General features: G+C 40.9%; 19 protein-coding genes and 1 riboswitch. Of the genes, 13 read left to right on the top strand and 6 right to left on the bottom strand.

Annotated elements, in window-relative coordinates:
• Positions 1 to 144 precede the first annotated feature (144 nt).
• Entirely contained in the window at positions 145 to 1,338 is a 1,194-nt protein-coding gene (locus FILTAD_RS10660) for a sugar diacid recognition domain-containing protein (RefSeq protein ID WP_124070757.1), read from the bottom strand.
• 226 nt (positions 1,339 to 1,564) lie between these two features.
• On the opposite strand from FILTAD_RS10660, the gene FILTAD_RS10655 reads away from it, so the two are divergent.
• The 12 genes from FILTAD_RS10655 to FILTAD_RS10600 all read left to right on the top strand — a co-directional run bounded on the left by FILTAD_RS10655 (position 1,565) and on the right by FILTAD_RS10600 (position 14,981).
• The gene (locus tag FILTAD_RS10655; protein WP_124070756.1) at positions 1,565 to 2,725 is read left to right on the top strand and encodes an NAD(P)/FAD-dependent oxidoreductase; all 1,161 of its coding nucleotides are present in this window, start codon (positions 1,565 to 1,567) and stop codon (positions 2,723 to 2,725) included.
• A gap of 75 nt (positions 2,726 to 2,800) precedes the next feature.
• Positions 2,801 to 4,360, top strand: coding sequence for a sodium/proline symporter (locus tag FILTAD_RS10650; protein WP_124070755.1), 1,560 nt, complete (start codon positions 2,801 to 2,803; stop codon positions 4,358 to 4,360).
• 34 nt (positions 4,361 to 4,394) lie between these two features.
• Positions 4,395 to 5,570 (top strand): LL-diaminopimelate aminotransferase, encoded by a 1,176-nt coding sequence (locus FILTAD_RS10645; RefSeq protein ID WP_124070754.1) that lies wholly within the window; start codon positions 4,395 to 4,397, stop codon positions 5,568 to 5,570.
• 15 nt (positions 5,571 to 5,585) lie between these two features.
• Entirely contained in the window at positions 5,586 to 7,064 is a 1,479-nt protein-coding gene (locus FILTAD_RS10640) for an aldehyde dehydrogenase family protein (protein ID WP_124070753.1), read from the top strand.
• Positions 7,065 to 7,324: 260 nt separating this feature from the next.
• Entirely contained in the window at positions 7,325 to 8,011 is a 687-nt protein-coding gene (locus tag FILTAD_RS10635; RefSeq protein ID WP_124070752.1) for a CoA transferase subunit A, read from the top strand.
• Positions 7,998 to 8,651 carry a 3-oxoacid CoA-transferase subunit B gene (locus FILTAD_RS10630; RefSeq protein ID WP_124070751.1) on the top strand — a complete coding sequence of 218 codons (654 nt, stop codon included), beginning with the start codon at positions 7,998 to 8,000 and terminating at the stop codon, positions 8,649 to 8,651. Before FILTAD_RS10635 ends, FILTAD_RS10630 begins: the two co-directional genes overlap by 14 nt.
• 14 nt (positions 8,652 to 8,665) lie before the next feature.
• Complete coding sequence (locus FILTAD_RS10625) at positions 8,666 to 9,508, top strand: 3-hydroxyacyl-CoA dehydrogenase (protein WP_124070750.1); 843 nt, start codon at positions 8,666 to 8,668, stop codon at positions 9,506 to 9,508.
• A 13-nt stretch (positions 9,509 to 9,521) separates the two neighbouring features.
• On the top strand, positions 9,522 to 10,301 hold the full coding sequence (locus tag FILTAD_RS10620; protein ID WP_124071191.1) for an enoyl-CoA hydratase/isomerase family protein: 780 nt from the start codon (positions 9,522 to 9,524) through the stop codon (positions 10,299 to 10,301).
• A gap of 13 nt (positions 10,302 to 10,314) precedes the next feature.
• Complete coding sequence (locus FILTAD_RS10615; protein ID WP_124070749.1) at positions 10,315 to 11,466, top strand: acyl-CoA dehydrogenase family protein; 1,152 nt, start codon at positions 10,315 to 10,317, stop codon at positions 11,464 to 11,466.
• A 13-nt stretch (positions 11,467 to 11,479) separates the two neighbouring features.
• Complete coding sequence (locus FILTAD_RS10610; RefSeq protein ID WP_124070748.1) at positions 11,480 to 12,667, top strand: thiolase family protein; 1,188 nt, start codon at positions 11,480 to 11,482, stop codon at positions 12,665 to 12,667.
• A 90-nt stretch (positions 12,668 to 12,757) separates the two neighbouring features.
• Positions 12,758 to 13,753, top strand: coding sequence for an NAD(P)-dependent oxidoreductase (locus FILTAD_RS10605; RefSeq protein WP_124070747.1), 996 nt, complete (start codon positions 12,758 to 12,760; stop codon positions 13,751 to 13,753).
• A gap of 133 nt (positions 13,754 to 13,886) precedes the next feature.
• A complete protein-coding gene (locus tag FILTAD_RS10600; protein ID WP_124070746.1) occupies positions 13,887 to 14,981 on the top strand; it encodes a tartrate dehydrogenase in 1,095 nt (364 codons plus the stop codon).
• Positions 14,982 to 15,117: 136 nt separating this feature from the next.
• Here FILTAD_RS10600 and queC read toward each other — a convergent pair whose 3' ends face one another.
• The 4 genes from queC to FILTAD_RS10580 form a co-directional block, all read right to left on the bottom strand.
• A complete protein-coding gene (queC, locus tag FILTAD_RS10595; protein WP_124070745.1) occupies positions 15,118 to 15,783 on the bottom strand; it encodes a 7-cyano-7-deazaguanine synthase QueC in 666 nt (221 codons plus the stop codon).
• Positions 15,784 to 15,790: 7 nt separating this feature from the next.
• Positions 15,791 to 15,834: riboswitch (PreQ1 riboswitch) on the bottom strand.
• Positions 15,835 to 16,136: 302 nt separating this feature from the next.
• Positions 16,137 to 16,910: an alpha/beta fold hydrolase gene (locus FILTAD_RS10590; RefSeq protein ID WP_124070744.1), complete on the bottom strand. Its 774-nt coding sequence runs from the start codon at positions 16,908 to 16,910 to the stop codon at positions 16,137 to 16,139.
• A gap of 328 nt (positions 16,911 to 17,238) precedes the next feature.
• On the bottom strand, positions 17,239 to 17,922 hold the full coding sequence (locus FILTAD_RS10585; RefSeq protein WP_124070743.1) for a YflT domain-containing protein: 684 nt from the start codon (positions 17,920 to 17,922) through the stop codon (positions 17,239 to 17,241).
• A 116-nt stretch (positions 17,923 to 18,038) separates the two neighbouring features.
• On the bottom strand, positions 18,039 to 18,725 hold the full coding sequence (locus FILTAD_RS10580; RefSeq protein ID WP_124070742.1) for a YjjG family noncanonical pyrimidine nucleotidase: 687 nt from the start codon (positions 18,723 to 18,725) through the stop codon (positions 18,039 to 18,041).
• Positions 18,726 to 19,013: 288 nt separating this feature from the next.
• Between FILTAD_RS10580 and FILTAD_RS10575 the strand changes: the two genes are divergently transcribed.
• Positions 19,014 to 19,724, top strand: a complete 711-nt coding sequence (locus tag FILTAD_RS10575; protein WP_124070741.1) for an MOSC domain-containing protein — start codon at positions 19,014 to 19,016, stop codon at positions 19,722 to 19,724.
• 164 nt (positions 19,725 to 19,888) lie between these two features.
• On the opposite strand, the gene FILTAD_RS10570 is transcribed toward FILTAD_RS10575, so the two are convergent.
• Positions 19,889 to 20,800, bottom strand: a complete 912-nt coding sequence (locus FILTAD_RS10570) for a glycine betaine ABC transporter substrate-binding protein (protein ID WP_160117610.1) — start codon at positions 20,798 to 20,800, stop codon at positions 19,889 to 19,891.
• Positions 20,801 to 21,249 lie beyond the last annotated feature (449 nt).

Genomic DNA, 21,249 nt, shown 5'->3' with positions numbered 1-21,249 from the left:
AAAGTTACATCATATGTCTCAAAGCGAAGATAATACTTTTTTACATATGAATTATCGTAATCTTATCATACGCAAAATGATTTTTGTTGATGAATTCTGAATTGACGGATATCCGTAGGTGGTTGACTGTTCAACTTCCTTTTCTTATTTTTGGTTTTGTTCAAGACTGTATGCTTTGGGGATAGATCCATATTGTCTTAATGCCAAATATAATAACGTGCATTGTTCAAACGATTGCACATCAATACCGATTAATTCCTGTAGTTGTTTTAATCTATATAATAATGTATTTCGGTGTATATAAAGTTTTCGCGCTGATTTACTCATGTTCAACTGGTTTTCACAGAAGTTAAGAAAACTTTCAATGAGTGCACTTCCATTTGGATGCGCTTTTATCTTATCAATATGGGTCATCAATATTTGCTTGGAAGGTAATTGTATATTTGTTGAAAGAGTTAGTGAGAGAATATTCCAATCAGTGACAGAATGAATGGACGGTTCCAATTTATTTGCTTTAGCAACTTGTAGCGTTTGGTTCGCTTCCCTATAGGATTTACTGATACCTTCAATACCTGAATAATTGGACCCGGTTGAGATAATGATTTCAACAGTTGACTTTTTTGTTTTAAAAAATTGATGTAAGGAATCCAAGGCGACACGATGCTCAACACCTGGTTTGATTGACCTATCTTCCACAACATATTTTAAAATAATCCATTGATTTTGGTTCAAAGGTGCGATTATATCCAAGTTATCTTGTCTAAAAAGCTTATTTACCAGAACGAAAAGATCCTGTTGGGGAAAAGTTGTACTTTTGTCCATTACATTTATATCGATTAGCAAGCAATATCGCTGTACGTTAAATTGGACGCCAAGCATCTCGCTGTAACTTGTAAGCTTATTCAAATCGTACATTTTTTCAGAGCCAATGAGATGGTGAATAAAATCCTGCATGGTTTCCATTTGCATGGTAGTTGTTTTTGATTGGAACTTTTGCATCAGCACCATTTCTATATGTGATTGTACAAACTGAATGTACCGCTCAACTATGAGTGGATTACCTATAATACCAAGTACGCCGATAGTTTGTTGCTGAAATTTTATGGGGACCGCTACGCCTGGTAATACGTTTTCCAATTCATTTATTTCTTGTTCTGTAAAGAGCATTACTTGATTAGCTATAGTGATTTCAGAAGTCGCCACATGATGGGAGCCAAGCCGTTTTGTATCCGTGCAACCGATAATTGTCCCGTTGCAATTTGTAATACTCAAAGGGATTTCTAATACTTTTGAAGTTTGTTCAACAATGGATTGTGCAATATGCTCAAAGAACTTCATTTCCCTCACCCCTTATCATTATTGGGTCTGACTCAGCCTTTACCGCGACCAGAATATTCATTGGAGTAAATTATATCAGAATTTTGTGCAGATTGTAAGTTGTAAAAATACTTGTTAAAAGTATACTAATGATAGTATCCCATAGTAATAGTATTATCTTTTTAATTGTCCTTATTATTTTTGTTTCCACTCGTAACAGTATTGATTTGATGGGAGGAGAAGTTGTTTGGGAAAAGCGGATGTCATCATTGTGGGCGGAGGGGTTATGGGTTCAAGTACAGCTTACTCCTTGCGAAAGAATGGTTTTGAAGGGAGAATTATTGTTTTTGAAAAAGACCCAACCTACAAATACTGCTCCACTGCATTAAGTGCTGGGGGCATTAGACAAATCTATTCAACTTCCGTAAATATCCGGTTGAGCAGATTTAGTCTAAAAGTATATGAAAAGTTTGCAGAAAAAATGGCGATTGATGGAGTAAGAGCAGAAATCGACTTTAAACAGCGTGGTTATTTATTCTTGGCAACGGATAAAACATTACCTGCGTTACAAAAACAGTTGATTATGCAAAATCATTACGGAGTGCCATCGGAAATTGTTTCAAATGCTGATTTGAAATCAATTATTCCTGAACTGAATACGGATGATCTTGCGGGTGGACTTTATTGTAAGGAAGATGGTTATTTGGATCCCTATTCAGTAATGCAAGCATACCGGAAAAATGCTCAATTGCTTGGGGTCGAGTACTTATCTGAAGAAGTGGCTACGATTTTAACGGAACAAGGCCGCACTACAGGTGTTCGTCTGGTGAACGGGACCACTTATTCTGCTCCCATCATTGTTAACTGTGCGGGTGCATGGGGTGCCGAGTTAAGCGAGAAAATAGGATTGCCACTACCACTTGCGCCATTAAAAAGGCAAATTTACTTATTTAATACGACAGAAAAATTAGTGAAACCACTGCCTTTAACAATTGATCCGACAGGTGTTTACTTTAGGCACGAAGGTGATCAGATAGTATGCGGTTTTTCAGAGGATGTCAAGCCGGGAATCGACTTTAGGTGGAGAAGATCATCTTTTGATCCGTTATGGCCAATATTGGCTCATAGGGTGCCTAACTTTGAAAGTTTGAAATTAGAATCGGGATGGGCGGGATTGTACAACTATAATACTGCGGATCAAAATGCTATTATCGGTGAACATCCCTTATTGAATGGTTACTTTGTCGCACTTGGATTTAGTGGACACGGGATGCAACAGGCCCCAGGAGTTGGATTAGGACTTGCGGAATTGATATGTAATGGGAAATACGAAACACTAGATCTTACACCACTTCGTGTCGGAAGATTCGCGGAACGTGATTTGGTAATAGAAGACGCGATTGTTTAGGAATAACAATTTTCGATTGAAAAATGTAAGCGCTTTAATTTCGCAGATACTATTATGACGTTAGGGGATGGCTCATTGAATACGATAATAGTTGTTGAATTTGGCTTGTATCTACTTCTCATGGTAGTAATAGGTTATCTTGTAAGTCGAAGTGCAAAAAATCACTCGGAGTTCCTTCTTGGGGGAAAACAATTACCGGGGTGGGCGTTAGCATTTTCTGAGCGGGCAACTGGAGAGTCTGCCTGGTTATTACTCGGGTATACGGGTTTTGTTTTTGCGACAGGATTATCGGCGGTTTGGGTAGCGGCTGGAATCGCAACTGGAATTATTTTTTCTTGGTTATTCCTGGCTAAACGCTTTATGGAAGAGGCAGACAAGTACCAAGTCATAACACTTCCTGGCTATTTAGCAGCACGATTTGGTAAACACGCTAAAATTATTCTTTGGCTTTCTACGATTTTGATTTTCAGTTTTATGATGTTTTATTTTGGGGCTCAATTAGCAGGTGCCGGAAAAACATTATTTGCAGTTTTTAATATTCCTCCGGTAATGGGCATATGGTTAAGTTTCCTAGTCGTTGTGCTCCTTGCGTTTCTTGGTGGTTTTATCGCCGTCGTTTGGACAGATATGATTCAAAGTATCATGATGCTGATTACTTTAGTTGTTCTTCCAATCATAGCGCTTGTTAAGATTTCCGCTGCCGATTTGTCCATCAGTCAAGCACTGATGTCTTCAGGGCCCACACTGGATTCTTGGACAGGTGGCGCAATCGGTTTCTCATTAGGATTACTACTCTTCAACAATTTTGCTTGGGTTTTCGGTTTTTTAGGTGGGCAACCGCAACTAACTTCACGCTTTATGGCATTGAGAAGTAAAAAAGAAGCAAGGACGGGAAGTATTGTTGCAGTATCATGGACAGTCCTTGCATATAGTGGTGCATTCATGATTGGTATTACAGCGCTTACTTTATACCAGGGCCAAACATTTGCGGACGTTGAAATGATTTTGCCGATTATGATTATGGATCTGTTTCCCTCTTGGATTGCAGGTATATTACTTGCGGGTATTCTTGCTGCAATTATTTCAACTGCAGATTCACAGCTTCTTGTTATTACAAGTTCAGTTAGTGAAGATATTATTCATAATGCGCTTAAATTGGATTTAACACAAAAGCAACTTGTAGCAGTTTCTAGAACAACAATCGTACTTGCAGGAATCGTTGGGTTGGTGATTGCGTTAACATCCGAGTCTCTCGTTTTCCTAGTAGTCAGCTGGGCATGGGCAGGTGTCGGAGGTACATTATCTCCCGCGGTAATCCTTACATTTTTCTGGAGAAAGTATTCTGGAATTGGTGTGATTGCAACAATTGCAACAGGATTTATCAGTACAGTGATATGGATTTCTACCCCATTGGAAGAAATCGTGTCTTCCCGATTCACGACATTCTTTTTCGCAATGACTGCAGGGATTATTTTCAGTTTACTTTTCCCAGATAAAAAAGTGGACAGCAATGACACTCATTCCTCTGGTAAAGGAACAGCTGGTGACAAACCTGATTTAGAGGGAAGTGCGTCAGCCAATCACGAAACGCTAGTAGGAAATGAAGAGACTGTCAGTGACCCCATTAAATTGTGATTGATAGACGAGTAACATTGAAGGAGATGAAGTCTTGCGTTTCCAATCAAATAAAATGGCGGCAATTCCACCATATATGTTTGCCGAGCTGAATAAAAAGAAAGCAAGTCTACTAGAATCAGGTGTGGATGTGATTGACTTGGGCATTGGTGATCCTGATTTACCAACGCCTACTCACATCGTCGAAAAGCTGATTGAAGAAATTCAACGACCAGAAAACTCGAAATACCCAAGCTTTATAGGTGACAGGAGATTTAGGCAAGCGGTGGCTAACTTTTACAAAAAACGTTTTGATGTGGATTTAAACCCGGATACGGAGGTTCTTGCTTTAATCGGGTCAAAAGAAGGCATTGCGCATATCGTTCCTACTCTTATAAATCCGGGCGACCATGTACTGATACCAGATCCGGGTTATCCACCTTATCGTACGGCAACCTATTTGGCTGAAGGAAAAGTATACGATATGCCTTTGAAAAAGGAGTTTAATTATCAACCTAACTTCTCAGCTATACCTGAAGAAGTGCTTGCGTCATCTAAGTTGATGTTTTTAAACTATCCCGGTAATCCGACAACGGCGACTGTCGATGCTGACTTTTTCACGAATGCCATTTCATTTGCCGAATCACAGAATATCGTGATTGCGCATGATTCGGCCTACAACATGGTTACCTTTGAGGACTATAAGGCTCCGAGTATTTTACAAGCAGACGGCGCAAAAAAAGTAGCCGTCGAGTTTGGTTCATTGTCAAAGACCTACAGCATGACCGGGTATAGAATCGGTTACGTTGTGGGAAACAAAGAAATTATTAAAGCGCTGTCTGTCTATAAAAGTAATATAGATACAGGTCAATTCACACCTATTCAACTTGCAGCCGCGCATGCGTTAAACAGTGATCAGAGCTGTACCCAAAAGCATTCCAAAATTTATGAAGCTAGAATGCAAGCAATGACTAAAGGGTTGAAAGAGATTGGGATAGAAGTCCCTCCACCTAAAGGCTCGTTTTTCATTTGGGCACCTGTACCAGAAGGTTATACATCCACTGAGTTTGCAACTGCTGTATTGGATCAGGCAGGGGTTATCGTTACGCCGGGCAATGCGTTTGGTCCTTCCGGAGAAGGCTATTTTAGAATATCTCTTTCTGTACCGAGTGATATTCTTCACGAGGCTATCAACCGGATTAAAAAGAATATAAAAATCACTTCAAAATGAAAGGGGAAATAGATTATGATATTGAATAACTTTATTAATGGGGTTTGGCAAGATGAGACAAAAGCTGACTATACAGAGGTTTTGAATCCTGCAACCGGAGAAAAAATAGCGGATGTCAGACTTTCAACAAAAGAGGATGTTGATTTTGCAGTCGCAGCGGCAAAAGAGGCCCAAAAGAAGTGGGCGCTAGTTCCCGCTCCAAAACGTGCCGAATATTTATACGCAGTGGGGCAATTAATGATTGAGAGAAAAGAACACTTATCCCAGGTGCTTACAACAGAGATGGGGAAAGTGATAGAAGAAGCACGGGGAGAAGTTCAAGAAGGTATCGATATGGCATTTTATATGGCGGGTGAGGGACGAAGATTGTTCGGTTCTACAGTGCCTTCCGAATTGGAAAACAAATTTGCGATGAGTGTCCGTGCACCGATTGGCGTTGTTGGATTGATCACGCCATGGAATTTCCCGGTTGCAATTGCTACATGGAAGTCATTCCCGGCCATTGTTGCAGGAAATACATTTTTATGGAAACCTGCAACGGAAACGCCGATGATGGCTTATGAAATGGCGAAGATTTTCGAAGAAGTAGACCTACCGAAAGGTGTGGCAAATATCGTTTTCGGGTCAGGCTCAACAGTGGGAACAACAATGATTGAGCATCCCGATGTAAAAGTGATTTCCTTTACAGGATCAACGGAAACGGGCCGTCATGTGGCAGAGTTAGGCGGTCGTCATTTGAAAAAGGTGTCCTTGGAAATGGGCGGGAAGAATGCAATTATCGTCATGGATGATGCCAACGTCGATTTAGCTGTAGAAGGAATCTTATGGAGTGCTTTCGGGACATCGGGTCAACGGTGTACAGCATGTAGTCGAGTCATCGTGCATAAAGATGTTAAGGAGGAGTTGGAACAGAAGTTATTAACGGCAATGGAACCTCTTACAATCGGCAATGGACTTGATGAGTCTATTAAGATTGGTCCTGTCATCAATAAAAAAGCACTCGAAAAAATTGATGGCTATGTACAGATTGGGCAAGAAGAAGGAGCGAAATTACTGTCTGGGGGTAAGGTGATTTCAGATGGGGAACTAGCAAAGGGTAATTATTATGCACCAACCCTCTTTACAGATGTCAAATGGGACAGCCGTCTTGCACAGGAAGAAGTTTTCGGTCCGGTTATATCCTTAATCGAAGTGGCAAGTTTGGATGAGGCTATTGACGTCAATAACAGTGTTCAATTCGGACTTTCCAGCTCGATTTTCTCACAAGATGTGAATCGGATTTTCCGAGCACAACGTGATCTTGATACAGGAATCGTCTATATCAATGCAGGAACAACAGGTGCTGAAATTCACCTCCCATTCGGAGGGACCAAAGGGACAGGCAACGGTCATCGCGATTCTGGAGTTGCAGCTCTCGATGTGTATACAGAATGGAAAGCCGTTTACGTAGACTATAGCGGAACATTGCAAAGGGCGCAGATTGATAATAACTAAGTGAACGTAAAAACGGGCCCTTTTCTTTCATCGGAATGACGGCCCGTTTTCTATATGTTCTTCCAATGGTGCGAGTAACCATGGCGCCGGGTGTATCAAACGTCTATACAAACTAGACAAGGCGCCTTAAAAGGGGTAGCCGAAGTAATAAGACTGACAGCGAGGCTGTTTGGCTTATTGCGGGAGGTATCCCCGTGCGCCGCAGCGGATTCAATGGAATTCTTCATACCAACTTCATCACGAATGAAAGGGGAACAAGTATGGAAAAACTAATAGAAAAGTCAGAGTATCTACATTATATTAATGATAATGATACTTTGCTTGTCGGTGGATTTGGACTATCAGGAACGCCTTTGACGCTTATTGACGAACTTGCCGATTCGTCAAAAAAAGGGCTGACAATCGTTAGTAATAATCTTGGAGAAGCGGGCAAAGGACTCGGAAAGTTATTGCTTAGTAAAAATATAAAAAAGGCAAAAGGCTCCTATTTCACTTCAAATAGAGATGCTGTGAAGGCTTGGTCCGACGGAGAATTGGAAATCGAATTGATTCCCCAAGGAACTTTAGCTGAAGCAGTCAGATGCGGTGGGGCGGGAATAGGTGGCTTCTATACAAAAACGGCGGTAGGAACAAAATTGGCAGAAGGTAAAGACGTGAAGGTAATCGATGGTGAAACGTACATCCTGGAGAAAGCCATAAAGGGTGATGTGTCTTTAATAAAAGCCATGAAAGCGGATACCCTTGGCAATCTGATTTATGACCACACGGGACGTAACTTCAACGCGGTAATGGCGACAGCTGGGAAAATTGTTATCGCTGAAGTGGATGAAATTGTGGAGGCTGGATCATTCTCACCACAAGAAGTAGAAACACCACATGTATATGTAGATTATATTGTCATGAACAAATACGTTAAAAAAGGTGGGAAATACGTTGAGCATAGCTGATAGAATCAAAATTTCAAAACGTATTGCAGAAGAACTCAATGAAGGGCAAGTCGTTAATCTTGGAGTTGGGATTCCCACCCTGATCCCGGATTATCTAGGGAATAAACAGCTTTATATGCAATCTGAAAATGGACTACTTGGAATGGGACCCACCCCTGTAGATGAAGAGATAAACATGGACTTAATCAGTGCGAGTAAGCAACCCATCACGATGGAAGCTGGCGCTTCGCTATTTGATAGTTCGAATTCATTTGCCATGATAAGAGGCGGGCATATCGATGTTGCTGTATTAGGCGTATTGCAAGTAGACCAAACAGGTGAAATAGCGAATTGGGCAGTACCCGGTGAAACCATTTTAGGGGTAGGGGGGGCAATGGACTTAGTTGCCGGTGCGAAGAAAATTATTATAGCGACAATGCAGACAGCTAAAGATGGAAAAGCGAAGCTTGTGAAGAAATTGACTCTTCCGAGCAGTGGCGTACGAAAAGCCGATATGGTCGTAACGGAACACGCCGTATTTACTTTTGATGAAGGGCATATGAGACTTGTAGAAATTATATCCGATGTGAGCATTGAACAGCTTATAGAATTGACAGATGCCGAATTTACTTACTCGGAAGAAACGATAACTTCAAACTAAAGGAGGGGAATCAGATGCAAATATCCGTAGTTGGTTCCGGTGTCATGGGTAGGGGAATTGCGTATAGTTGTGCGCTTTCCGGCTATAAAGTCTATTTGAATGACTTGAATGAGGAAGTTTTGAAGAAGGCAAAGGATGAAATTGATGCGTTGCTTACTTTTAGTTGCGAGAAAGGTTTTATAGCAAAAGAAACAGTTGATCATGTAAAAGAAAACCTTTTCTATGAAGTGGATTTGGAGAGTGCAGCAAAAGATGCAGATTTAGTGATTGAAGCAGTACTTGAAAAAATGGATTTGAAAATTGATGTATTCCAACAGTTGGATAGGATATGTAAACCCGAAACAATCTTAGCTACAAATACGTCCACGATGAGTCCGACTGAAATCGGAGCCCAGACATCTCGGCCGGATAAAGTCGTCGCCATGCATTTTTTCAACCCGGTACATAAGATGAAGTTGGTCGAGGTAATCCGCGGTTTGGAAACATCAGACGAAACAGTTGCATTTGTTAAGGGAATTTCGGAAAAGATGAAAAAACAAGCAGTGGAAGTCAATGAGTTTCCTGGTTTTGTTACTTCACGCATGAATTGTTTAATAGGCAATGAAGCAATGAACATGCTAATGGAGGGGGTAGCATCGGCGGAAGATATCGATACAGCGATGAAACTTGGGCTTAACCATCCGATGGGACCATTGGAATTAGCCGATTTGGTAGGACTGGATACAAGATTACGTAATATGGAGTATTTATATCAAACGCTTGGCGAAAAATACCGTCCTTGTCCCCTACTTGTCAAGTACGTTAAAGCAGGCCGCCTCGGTAAGAAGAGTGGCAACGGGTTTTATAAATACACATGAGGAAGTGAATCACTTGGAGGACTATCGCAATCTTTTTGTAGATAAAAAGGAAGGGGTCATGTGGCTTACCCTAAACCGTCCAGAAACGAGAAATGCGTTGGATACACTGACACTTAAAGAAATCGGCATGGCATTTTCAGAGGCTGAACTGGATAACACGATACGGGTAATTGTCGTTCAAGGTGCAGGGGGAAAGTCATTTGCCGCAGGTGCAGATATTAAACAATTACACGAAAGAGAAGCATTGGAGGCCTTAGTCCCAGGTATGCAGGGGTTGTATGCCCAAATCGAAAATTGCAATAAAGTAACAATTGCCGCGGTGAACGGTTTTGCACTTGGAGGAGGTTGTGAGCTTGCTTTAGCTTGTGATATCCGTGTGGCTACCAAAAATGCAAAGTTCGGTTTACCAGAATTAAATTTAGGTATTATACCCGGAGCTGGGGGCACACAGCGCCTTTCAAGAATTGTTGGAAAAGGGCGGGCCCTTGATATGATTTTAACCGGAAAAATTATCGATGGACAAGAAGCGGAAAGAATCGGTCTAGTTTCGTATTTTACAGATGAAGAATCCCTGGTCGAAAAAGTGGAGATGATAGCTCTTGAACTGATGAAAAAAGGTCCGGTTGCTGTACAGCTTGCCAAATTTGCAATTCATAAAGGCTTTGACGTGGATTCGGATACAGCAATGTGGATTGAAAAATTGTCTCAAGCGGTTGCATTTACAACTGAGGATAAAAAAGAAGGCACTACAGCTTTTTTAGAAAAGAGAAAAGCGGTATTTAAAAACAACTAAAGGGGAGATCTATGTGAACTTCGAGTTTTCTGAGGATATCAATTACCTGCGTGAAACGGTTAAGAAGTTTGTACGTGAAGAAGTGGAACCGCTGGCTATGGAAATAGAGGAAACGGATCATATTCCCCGAAAAGTTGTAGAAATGTCTAAGGAAATGGGACTATTCAGCCTAGGGATCCCTGAAAAATACGGCGGGCTTGGACTAGACATGGTTGGAAAATGTGCAATTTATGAAGAATTAGGAAAGACGCATAATGGATTTACAACGCTTATCGGTGCGCATACGGGTATTGGCTCAGTAGGTATCGTGGACCTTGGGACTGAAGAACAAAAAAACAAGTACTTACCGAAGATGGCAAGTGGCGAATGGATTGGGGCTTTTGCGTTAACGGAACCAAGTGCAGGCTCAAATGCTGCAAACTTGAAAACAACAGCTGTAAAAAAAGGTGATAAATATATCATTAACGGATCAAAACACTACATTACAAATGCCGTAGATGGACATGTTTTTACTGTTATGGCGGTAACAGACAGTTCTAAAGGCGCGAAAGGAATCACCTCTTTCATAGTAGAAAAAGACTTCCCAGGGTTTATAGTTGGAAATGTTGAAAAGAAGATGGGCCTTCGCGGTTCACATTCCGCTGAATTGTTTTTCGAAAATATGGAAGTGCCTGCTGAAAATGTATTAGGTGAGGAAGGTAAAGGCTATATTAATGCGTTGAAAATCCTCGCAAATGGTCGGGCGGGCTTAGCTGCTAGGAACCTAGGATCATGTGAAAGATTACTGGAACACTCTTTGGACTATGCACATAAAAGGGAGCAGTTCAGCACGCAGATTATCGAATTTCAAGCAGTCCAGCATATGCTTGCAGAAATCAGTATGCAAATCGAAGCACTACGCTCATTGACGTATCGCGTTGCATGGATGACTGACCAGAATATGAGGGTTGTTAAAGAGGCTGCAATTGCAAAACTCTTTGGTTCCGAAGTTTATAACAAGGTTGCTGACCTAGCACTTCAAATCCATGGTGGTATCGGCTATATGAAAGAGTATCCGATTGAAAGGTATTACCGTGATGCCCGGATTACAAAAATATACGAAGGAACTTCAGAAATACAAAGGAATATTATAGCGGGTGAATTGAAACGTGGTTTTACTAACTAGGAGGTGGTTTTGATTGCGAGATTCATACATTGTCGGCTCGGTAAGAACAGCAATTGGTAAAATGGGTGGAACGATGAAAGATGTGACTGTCGACCGCCTGGCTGAAACAGTTATAAGAGAACTACTCATTAGGACAGGTAAGGATATTGAGGTGGATGAAGTCATCCTGGGGCAAGCCAAACAAAGTGCTGATACTTCAAACTTGGCCCGACTGGCTGCTTTGCGGGCGGAACTCCCAGTATCTGTACCTGGCTATACAGTTCACCGTCAATGTGGTTCAGGTCTTCAGGCCATCAACAATGCCGACCAACAGATTAGGCTTGGACTAAGTGATGTGGTGATTGCGGGGGGCGCTGAAAGTATGAGTACGGCACCTTATTATATCCGAAATGCGCGCTACGGTTTTGGAGCTGGAAATGGACTTATTTTGGATCCGAATACAGAAAGTCAACCTTGCTCACAACCGGCAGAGAAATACGGCCAGTTAACGATGGGGTACACGGCGGAAAACTTAGCAGAACAATATCATATTTCACGCGAAGAGCAGGACGAGTTCGCTTTGAGAAGTCAAGAACTTGCCGAACAAGCGATAAACGCGGGTCGTTTCAAGGAAGAAATAGTACCTGTTGTAATAAAAGAACGGAAAAATAGCTTTTTATATGATATAGATGAGCATCCACGTAAATCTACACGGGAGCAACTGGCAAAACTACGTACTGTTTTCAAAGAAAATGGTACGGTCACAGCAGGAAGTGCGAGTGGCAGAAATGACGGTGCTTCCGTCGTCCTTATGATGTCGGAAGAGAAGATGAATGAATACGGGTTGAAACCGAAAGCTAAAATTATAGCACAAGCGGTATGTGGAGTTTCCCCAGAAATTATGGGGATAGGTCCTGTATACTCAACTGAAAAAGCGCTGAAACAATGCGGTCTTACGATGAAAGACATCGATTTAATCGAGTTGAATGAGGCTTTCTCCGCCCAAGCATTAGCTGTTATTAAAGGCGCTGAAATGGATATTGATAAAGTGAATGTAAACGGGGGAGCCATTGCATTAGGTCATCCAATCGGTGCAACAGGGGCAGTACTGATGACGAAACTTCTACACGAAATGGCACGGCGAAAAGGAAGATATGGTCTTGTGACATTATGTATCGGCGGCGGCCAAGGAATTACGACTATAATAGAAAACTTACAATGATTTTTGTGTGTTAAACACGCTTAGCGGGTAAGAGCCTATGAAAGGTTCTTGCCTCTTTATGGTTAAAAATCAGAAGGGAGTTGGAGGATAGTGGCGATCAATATTTTACAAATCTTACCGATGTATCATTCCGATGGTGAAGATAAGTTGAAGACCCTTGCAAATGTTAAGAAGTTCAATGATTTTAATGAAGTAGAAATTATTACGTATTTAAAAAGTCATGATGTTGATGGAATCATTTTAAGGGCTCCAGCAAAAATTACACGTGGAATATTGGATCATTGCCACGATGTAAAAGCGATTTCAGGAGCAGGAATCGGCTTGGATAATATCGATGTCGATTATGCGACCAGCAAAGGGATCAAAGTGTTACATGCACCGAAAATAAATAGCCGTGCCACAGCCGAACACGCTGTAGCACTTTTACTCGCGGTGATGAAAGATATAACCATTTTTCACAAAAACACAAGAACAGGGAACTACTCATATAGAGATGGGAGTTATACATTTGAACTTCAAGGTAAGACGTTAGGAATTGTCGGCTTTGGTTCAATTGCACAAAGTGTTGCTAAAATGATGAAAAATGGTTTTGAAATGGATGTTTTAGTCTACGTCAGAACAATTGATTCAAATAGACAGGCGCTCGGGGATTTACTTGGTGTAAGACTCACAACGTCTATCGAAGATGTATTCAAGGAAAGTGATGCTATTAGTCTTCATATTCCTCTTACGGCAGATACGAAAGGAATTATCGGTGAAAGAATGTTCAACTTGATGAAGCCTTCCGCTGTACTCGTTAATACTGCACGTGGTGGCATCATTAATGAAGGTGAAATGGTAAATGCACTACAAAAGAAGCAGTTTGCAAGGGCCGGCATCGACGTTTTTGCAGTCGAACCTCCTTCAGAGAACCATCCTTTTTTTGATCTTGACGAAATAACAGTAACACCACACATCGGAGGAATAAGTTTAGAAGCAGCGAAGATGACATCGGTCGTCATTGCTGAAAACCTTGTAAGAGCTATTCAAGGTGAAGAATTGCCTGTCATTGCAAATTTAACGGACTTGGGAATTCAAACACAATAATGATGGCAAAAAAATGGACGGTTTAAAGGGCTGAAAAGCTGACAGAGTATCTAGATAAGAACGATGCCCGTACATCATTACGAATCACAAACGACAATCGTATATAGACAGATGGCATAAGGGAGGAAATTACATGAAAAATTTCAAAATAGCACTGATTCCTGGAGATGGAATCGGCCCCGAAGTAATCGCAGAAGGTGTAAAAGTATTAAAAACCATTGAAAGATTGAATTCTGAAATCTCTTTTTCATTTACGGAATTTCCATGGGGATGTCAATATTATTTGGAAAATGGAAAGATGATGGCGGATGATGGTATAGAACAGCTGAAAGAATACGATGCGATTTACCTAGGTGCCGTTGGTTATCCAGGTGTTCCCGATACTATTTCGTTACGGGATCTGCTAATAAGAATCCGAAGAGAATTTGATCAGTATGTTAATTGCAGACCTGTTACGCTTCTGAATCCCTCATTGACGCCATTGAAAGATAAAACCGAAAAAGACATCGATTTTCTCGTAATCCGGGAAAATAGTGAAGGTGAATATGCTGGTGCGGGGGATTGGTTATTCAAAGGAAAGCCCGAAGAAGTCGTCTTGCAAACAGGTGTTTTTTCACGTAAAGGAACTGAACGGATTATACGTTACGCATATGAAGAAGCGAAAAAATCAAACCGCACGTTGACAAGCGTTAGTAAAGCGAATGCACTTAATTACTCAATGGTGTTCTGGGATGAAGTATTCGAAGAAGTTGGAAAGGAATATCCTGAGGTGAAAACCTATTCCCATCTTGTGGATGCTGCTAGCTTGTATTTTGTCGTGGCCCCTGAGCGATTTGAGGTCGTTGTTACATCCAATCTATTCGGGGATATTTTGACCGACATCGGAGCTGCAATCACCGGTGGAATGGGCCTTGCCACGGGAGCGAACTTAAACCCTGAGAAAAAGTTTCCATCGATGTTTGAACCCGTTCATGGGTCTGCACCTGATATCTCGGGCCAAGGAATTGCAAATCCGATTGCTGCCATTTGGTCAGTCAGTCAAATGATGGACTTTTTCGAGGAAGAGCAGTGGGGAGAGGTTATCTTGTCAACCATCAAGACCATTTTGACAGAAAAGAATTCGATTACACCTGATCTAGGTGGGACTTCTTCCACAGAAGGGCTAGGCAATCGATTTGTGGAGCTACTGACATTGCAAGCTGCAAAAAAGCAGCTGGTTGTAAACTGAAAGTATAGGAACTGGTAGTGTTTTAGGCTAATTTGACAATGAATAAAAAAGGTACTTGAAAAGAGCCATTATACTTGGCTCTGACGCAAGTACCGATTTTTTTGTATGCCGATCATCGATAGGAATAAGTAGAACTTTAATTGTTTATAGATACTACCTTAGAATCTAAATAGGAAGCAAGTCCTTTATTCCGCAATAAGCAAGCAGGGCATTCCTCGCAACCGGTGCTAGGTATCCCATTATAACAGGTGAGTGTTTTTTCCTGTACGAAGTTGAAGGCACCGAGTTCATCCGCCAATGCCCAAACCTCTGCTTTATCCAACCACATTAACGGGGTATGAATGACAAACTGTGCATCCATTGCTAAGTTTACTGTCACGTTTAATGATTTGATGAACGTATCACGGCAATCCGGATAGCCACTGAAGTCCGTTTCGCTAACTCCGGTTATCAAATGACGTGAACCGATTGCCTGTGCATAGACCGCCGCAAATGACAGAAACAGATGATTCCTTCCTGGAACGAAGGTAGATGGCAATTGCCCCTCTTTCTCTGAGACTTCAATATCATCTCGTGTCAAAGCGTTTGCCGACAGCTGATTAATAAGTTGCATATCGAGTACTTTGAAGGAAACATCCAGTTCCGAAGCAATTTGCCGAGCGCATTCAATTTCAGCGTGATGGCGTTGACCATAATCGAAGGTCACTGTCGCAACCCCCTTGAAATTCTTCAATGCCCAAAACAGGCAAGTCGTACTATCTTGGCCGCCACTGAAGACGACCACTGCTTTTTCTTGTTTCAACTGGAGCAACTCCTTAGTTTTTTTGAGAGGGATTTTTCGAACCTCTTTTTTTTGATTCGTGTCAATGATACCATAGTAAACACAACGAGATAAGCATTATATGGCTGATCTCGTTGAATTGAAACACATTTGACACCTTAGATTAGATAGGAATGGTATGGATGAAAGGCACTTCGCTTTTGGCAAACTGAAGTCATCTGGTAGCAGATGTGAAAGTGTAACCAGTGAATAGAAAAAGCGTTAAACTTTTCGTGCCTATTCGGAACAAGGAATTTTGAAAACGCGTCAATAGTGGAAAAACCGTAAGCGTCTTTTATTGGGCATTCACGGTTTTTCCACAACGAGCATCTACCTTATTCAAAAAAGTTTTCTACGATACCGATGAAGAGATCCGGCTGTTCCACGTTCGGTGCATGTCCGGACCATTTGAATTCCATAAATGTGGCTTCGGGGATGAGAATAGCTGTTTCTCTCCCGTATTCAGGTGGGTTTAACCCATCATGTCTACCGCTAATGACAAGAGTTTCCGCGCTTATGTTTCCAAGCTTTTTACGGAAATCAAAACCTTCCAATGCCTTAGAAGCGATATCCTGCTCACTTAGTGTCAACTGATTGCCATTTTTAGCTGTTTCGTGAAGCCATTTACCTACAGTGGTCTGATTATAAAACATATATTGTGAAGCATGGCTCATCTTATCGACTATATTTAATCCTTTTAGTTCAGCGGCATGACGAGCGAATAGCTCCGCCATTGAGGACTGTTCTCCATGTGATTTCGTAGAGACTAGGACAAGTTTCTCCACCTGACTCGGCATTTCTATTGCAAGACCTTGCGCGATATAGCTACCCATTGAAACGCCAATCAGATAGATAGCGTCTAATTCAAGGTGATTTAACAATGCAATCGTGTCTTGCACATGATCATCTAACGTATAATGCGTGGGCTTATCGGAATTACCATGACCGCGCGCATCCATCGTAATTACTCGATATGTCTCCTTAAATATTTCATTTTCCCGATAAAACATAGCGTGATTGCTGGTCAAACCATGTAGTAATAAGAGGGGCTTTCCAATTCCCGTGTCTTCGTAATATAAGTTTACGCCGTTTGAATTGAAAGTGGGCATTGTAACTCTCCTTCCGATTATGTCAGTGGCTAGATTTTCGGTTAAGGTATTATATAGTGTAAGGATTTATAAAGTATTTTAACAATTTATATTACTTCATAAAAGATGCCTCCATAGAAAACAACCAGGATTGTTTTCTACAGGGGCATTATTTTCTACTATGTAGTGCGCGGCACTACTAGGCAATCCCCAGTCGGATTGGGCGTAGTATTATTTTCCACCTTCCGTCGAAAGTGCCCCTGCACGGGACAGAGGAGTGCCGCGTCTCTGTGATTAGTAGTATACCCAATCATACTAGAGTTTATACATCAGGATCAAAACTTGTATTTTAATAGCGGTCAGGGTTATTTGGTTCTCCATAATTCATTCGATTCCGTTCAGACCAATCCTCGTCCAGCGGTTTGTTCTCTGTCCCGTCAAAATCATTTACAACCTCTTCTTTTTCCGCAATCGTGTTGGTTTCTTCTCTACCAGTCATCGAATTCCCAGGATCTATGCTGTCTTTTACAACATATGGTCTATTGTCATCTAGTTGTAATTCTCCGTTTACAGTAGAATTCATAGCGGTTCCTTGGGTTGCTGTAGGTATTGCAGCTGTATTGTCAGCGATAATCAGATTGGAGCCGATATTAGGATCGATATATCCTTCACGGAAGTTCAACTGAGTATCATCAAGGGTTTTTACTTCCTCCTTTTCTACATATAAAAGGATACTGCCATTTTTAACTTCATCGTAATAACGAGAAGACTCATCTTCAGTGAAGCCCATCTGAGAAAATACTTGCATAACTGGCTCGTCACCATTAAGGAATGCCTTGAAACGGTCAAACCAATTATCTTCCGAAGTTCGTAACTCGACATCCGTTAAACCCCGTACGATTTTTAATGTATCTTTGTCATTCGTAATAACGTACATATCATTTTCGGAATAACCTTGTAGCTTTAATTCAGCGATTTCATCCAATACTTGTCCTTCCAAATTATATGTCCCGACAAACTTTTTATCAGCCATCAAGAATAACCTCCTAAGATTCCTATCATTTTAATGTATACTTTTTGAAATACCCATCAAAATGGAGAACAAAACAAAAGAGGAAGGTCCTTACGACAGATGCGACCTGTTAGCTGTTAGGAGTGAATACATGCAAAAAATTCATCCCATGACTGAATTTCATACGTAGGTAGAATAGCTGTCGTGTTTTTCTTGTTGTTTGGATTAAACCAACAAGTATCGATTCCATAATTATGACCGCCTTGGATATCTGAAGATAAAGAATCACCAATCATCAAAACTCGCGATTTATCTGTAATCCGTAATTTTTCAAACGTATAGTCGAAAATTCCAGGTTGGGGTTTTTGGCATCCAGCTTCTTCAGAAGTAATAATTGTCTCGAACGTATCCCGAAGAGACGATCCGTTGATTCTCGCATACTGTACATCAGTGAACCCATTCGTCAGCACAGCGAGTCTATGGGGGGAGGTTTTTGTTAACATTGCTTCCACTCCGTCTATTAGATGGATTTCCTTCCCTAAATTATCAAGATAGGTATGTGAAAATAGTTCAGCATCAATATCTAGTGCGTACTGCAAAAATAGTTGTTTGAATCGTTCCACCTTTAATTCCGCCAAAGTAATGCGGCCTTGTTCTAAATCGTTCCATAGGGGGCTGCTGATTGCGTGATAGCTTGCTCGATAATCAGTTAACCCATTAGGCAAGCTAAACGTTTGAAATGAATTGAATAATGCGTGCTTCTCGGTTTCACCAAAATCAAACAAAGTGTCATCCAAATCAAATAACAGAACATCATATTTCATTAGTTACTCATCCTTTAATATAAATTCTATAGTACTAGTATGGAAGAGAATGATGAAAAAAGAAAGGCGTATTTGAACAATGGAAAACATAATTTTAATCATCAATTGTAGAAATCTTCAACGAAATGAACTACGATTAGAATAGCGATAGTGTTTTGTATTATAAAAACTGTACTATACAGGTTGAACAAATGAATATCTATAAAAACCGAGCACTATAGCGGATTCAATGGAGTTCTTTACTATCAATATGTATAAGTGGGACACGTAATCTAGGGGGTAAATAGAATGGATTTCTTATTGAATAACATATTTGTCGGTCTTCCAAAAGTGATGGGACAGAAGCATGCAAAGTCCCCTATGGATCGAGAATGGGAAAGTGGTATCTTTAAAGAACTCGTCAATGGTCCGATTTGGGTAGGTCGTACAAAGCTGGACGGAGATGGACAGGCGGATATCAAAAATCATGGCGGCCCAGAAAAAGCTGTATTTGCCTATCCTAAGGAATATTATCCATATTGGCAGCAGGAACTGGACATCTCAGACATTAAGGTCGGCGGAATGGGTGAAAACTTTTCGGTGGCCAATGTAACAGAACAATCGATTTCGATTGGGGATACATTTGAAATCGGCGGGGCTATCTTACAGGTTTCCCAACCAAGACAACCTTGTTGGAAACCAGCACGCCGTTATAAAATAAAGAATTTTGCGTTACTTATCCAAGATACCGGAAAAACAGGCTGGTATTTCCGGGTTTTACAAGAAGGGATCGTCGAAGCAGGTCAAACGTTTAATCTTGTGGATCGTCCATCTCCCAAATGGACAATTGAACAGTGTAATCACGTCATGCATGTAGATAAAAACAATCTGCAAAGTGCCGCGGAACTAGCTGAGTGTGAATGGCTAGCGGTCAATTGGAAAGCGAGGTTACAAAAACGAGTAGAACAAGTAGAAAGCACTGACATCACTAACCGAGTATATGGTCCGAATGAATTGTGAATTTGATGGATAAGCGAATTGTATAAAATGTTGTCAAATAGTAAGGGATTCACTTCTTTGAAACTTGTAAAAATAGTAAAAGGAGCTAAAAACCACATTGGTTTTAGCTCCTTTTAAATTTTCCGTTTAGCCTGCCGAAATTGCAAAGGTCAAATTAGTTCAACTTACTTTTTTAAATCTTCTATTGAGTTAACATCTTCCATATACGCTGGAACAACTAGACCTTGTCTTACACCGACCATATTTACACCTATATCATCCAATTTTCCTTCAAACTTTTCAACATAGGTTTTATGCGTAATCGGTAACCAGGCAGCAAAGGTAGCATCCGCACCGCCGTCAGCGATTGCTGAGAACATCGGCCCGGGTTCGACAGCAGTAAGTGTTACGTCATAGCCCATATCTTCCAAAACAATTTTCATCATATTGTGACTGGCAATCTCACTGTCCCATGGTGCATAAACGAGCTTAATCTCGTCACCGTCCACTTTGTTTACACCGGAAGTCCATTCTGCAATCTTGTCTTCGTTAGCGTCAACCCAATTTTGTGCGGCTTTTTCAGGTTTTGTTCCGTCTTCGATTGCAACCATAATTTCACTCATGTCATCTGTCCCCCACTTGAAGCGTTGAAAGATTTCATATGCTTCGGGCAGATCTTTCTGCAGCCCAATCCTACCGATGGAATGAATTTCTTCCGAATCGCCATAAACAAGTTCGGGGTCATCTAAGAACTTCAAATCGTATTTCAAAAACTTCCAATGGGGATTCCAACCTGTAATGACTATCGGTTCTTCTTTATCATACGCTCTTTTCAAGGCCGCTGTCATCGCAGCTCCATTTCCGGCAATGACGTTCCAATCCTTTAAATCATAAACTTCAAGTGCTTTTGCGGTTGCTTCCATATGGCCAGAACCAGGATCAATCCCAACAATGTTGTACTCGACCGTTTCTCCCACAGATCGGCTTCCCGCTTCTGCTTTACCTTTTGATGAGTCATTCGTATCGTCACTACCACAGGCAGTAAGAGTCAATGCTAATAATGCGGCTGTTCCAATTCCGGTGATTTTCTTGAAAATCGTCATAAATATATTCCTCCATTTTTTATTAAAATTTTAATGAATAAATAACCTATAGACTAGCACAATGAATTTGGTTTACGAAGTTTGGAAGTGGGGAATAATGTGCCCTTCGATGAAGAATCTATAAGATGACAAATAGATTTAAGCGGGGTTAAATGGAGCTAATGATATGTAGAACACGAATTTACTTTAGCAAAATCCACGTATTCGGCATCTCCTCTCTTTTTATTCAATTCCATGAATTATTGGAACTGAAAGGTTATTCAATAATGGCGACAATTCAACTATAACATAAATAATATGAAAATGTTTTAAAAAGAAGAGATTTTAATAGTGGTCGGTGGTGATGAACAAATTCTATTTGCTGAATATAAATAGGAGCAGATAGGATTTTGAAAAAAGTTGTCGAATGAATTATACTTCTGGAGTAATTAAAAAGTAGGTGA

Origin of the sequence: Filibacter tadaridae, from assembly GCF_900609045.1 — a bacterium.
GTDB lineage: Bacteria > Bacillota > Bacilli > Bacillales_A > Planococcaceae > Sporosarcina > Sporosarcina tadaridae.
This window is presented reverse-complemented; position numbering and strand designations above follow the sequence as displayed.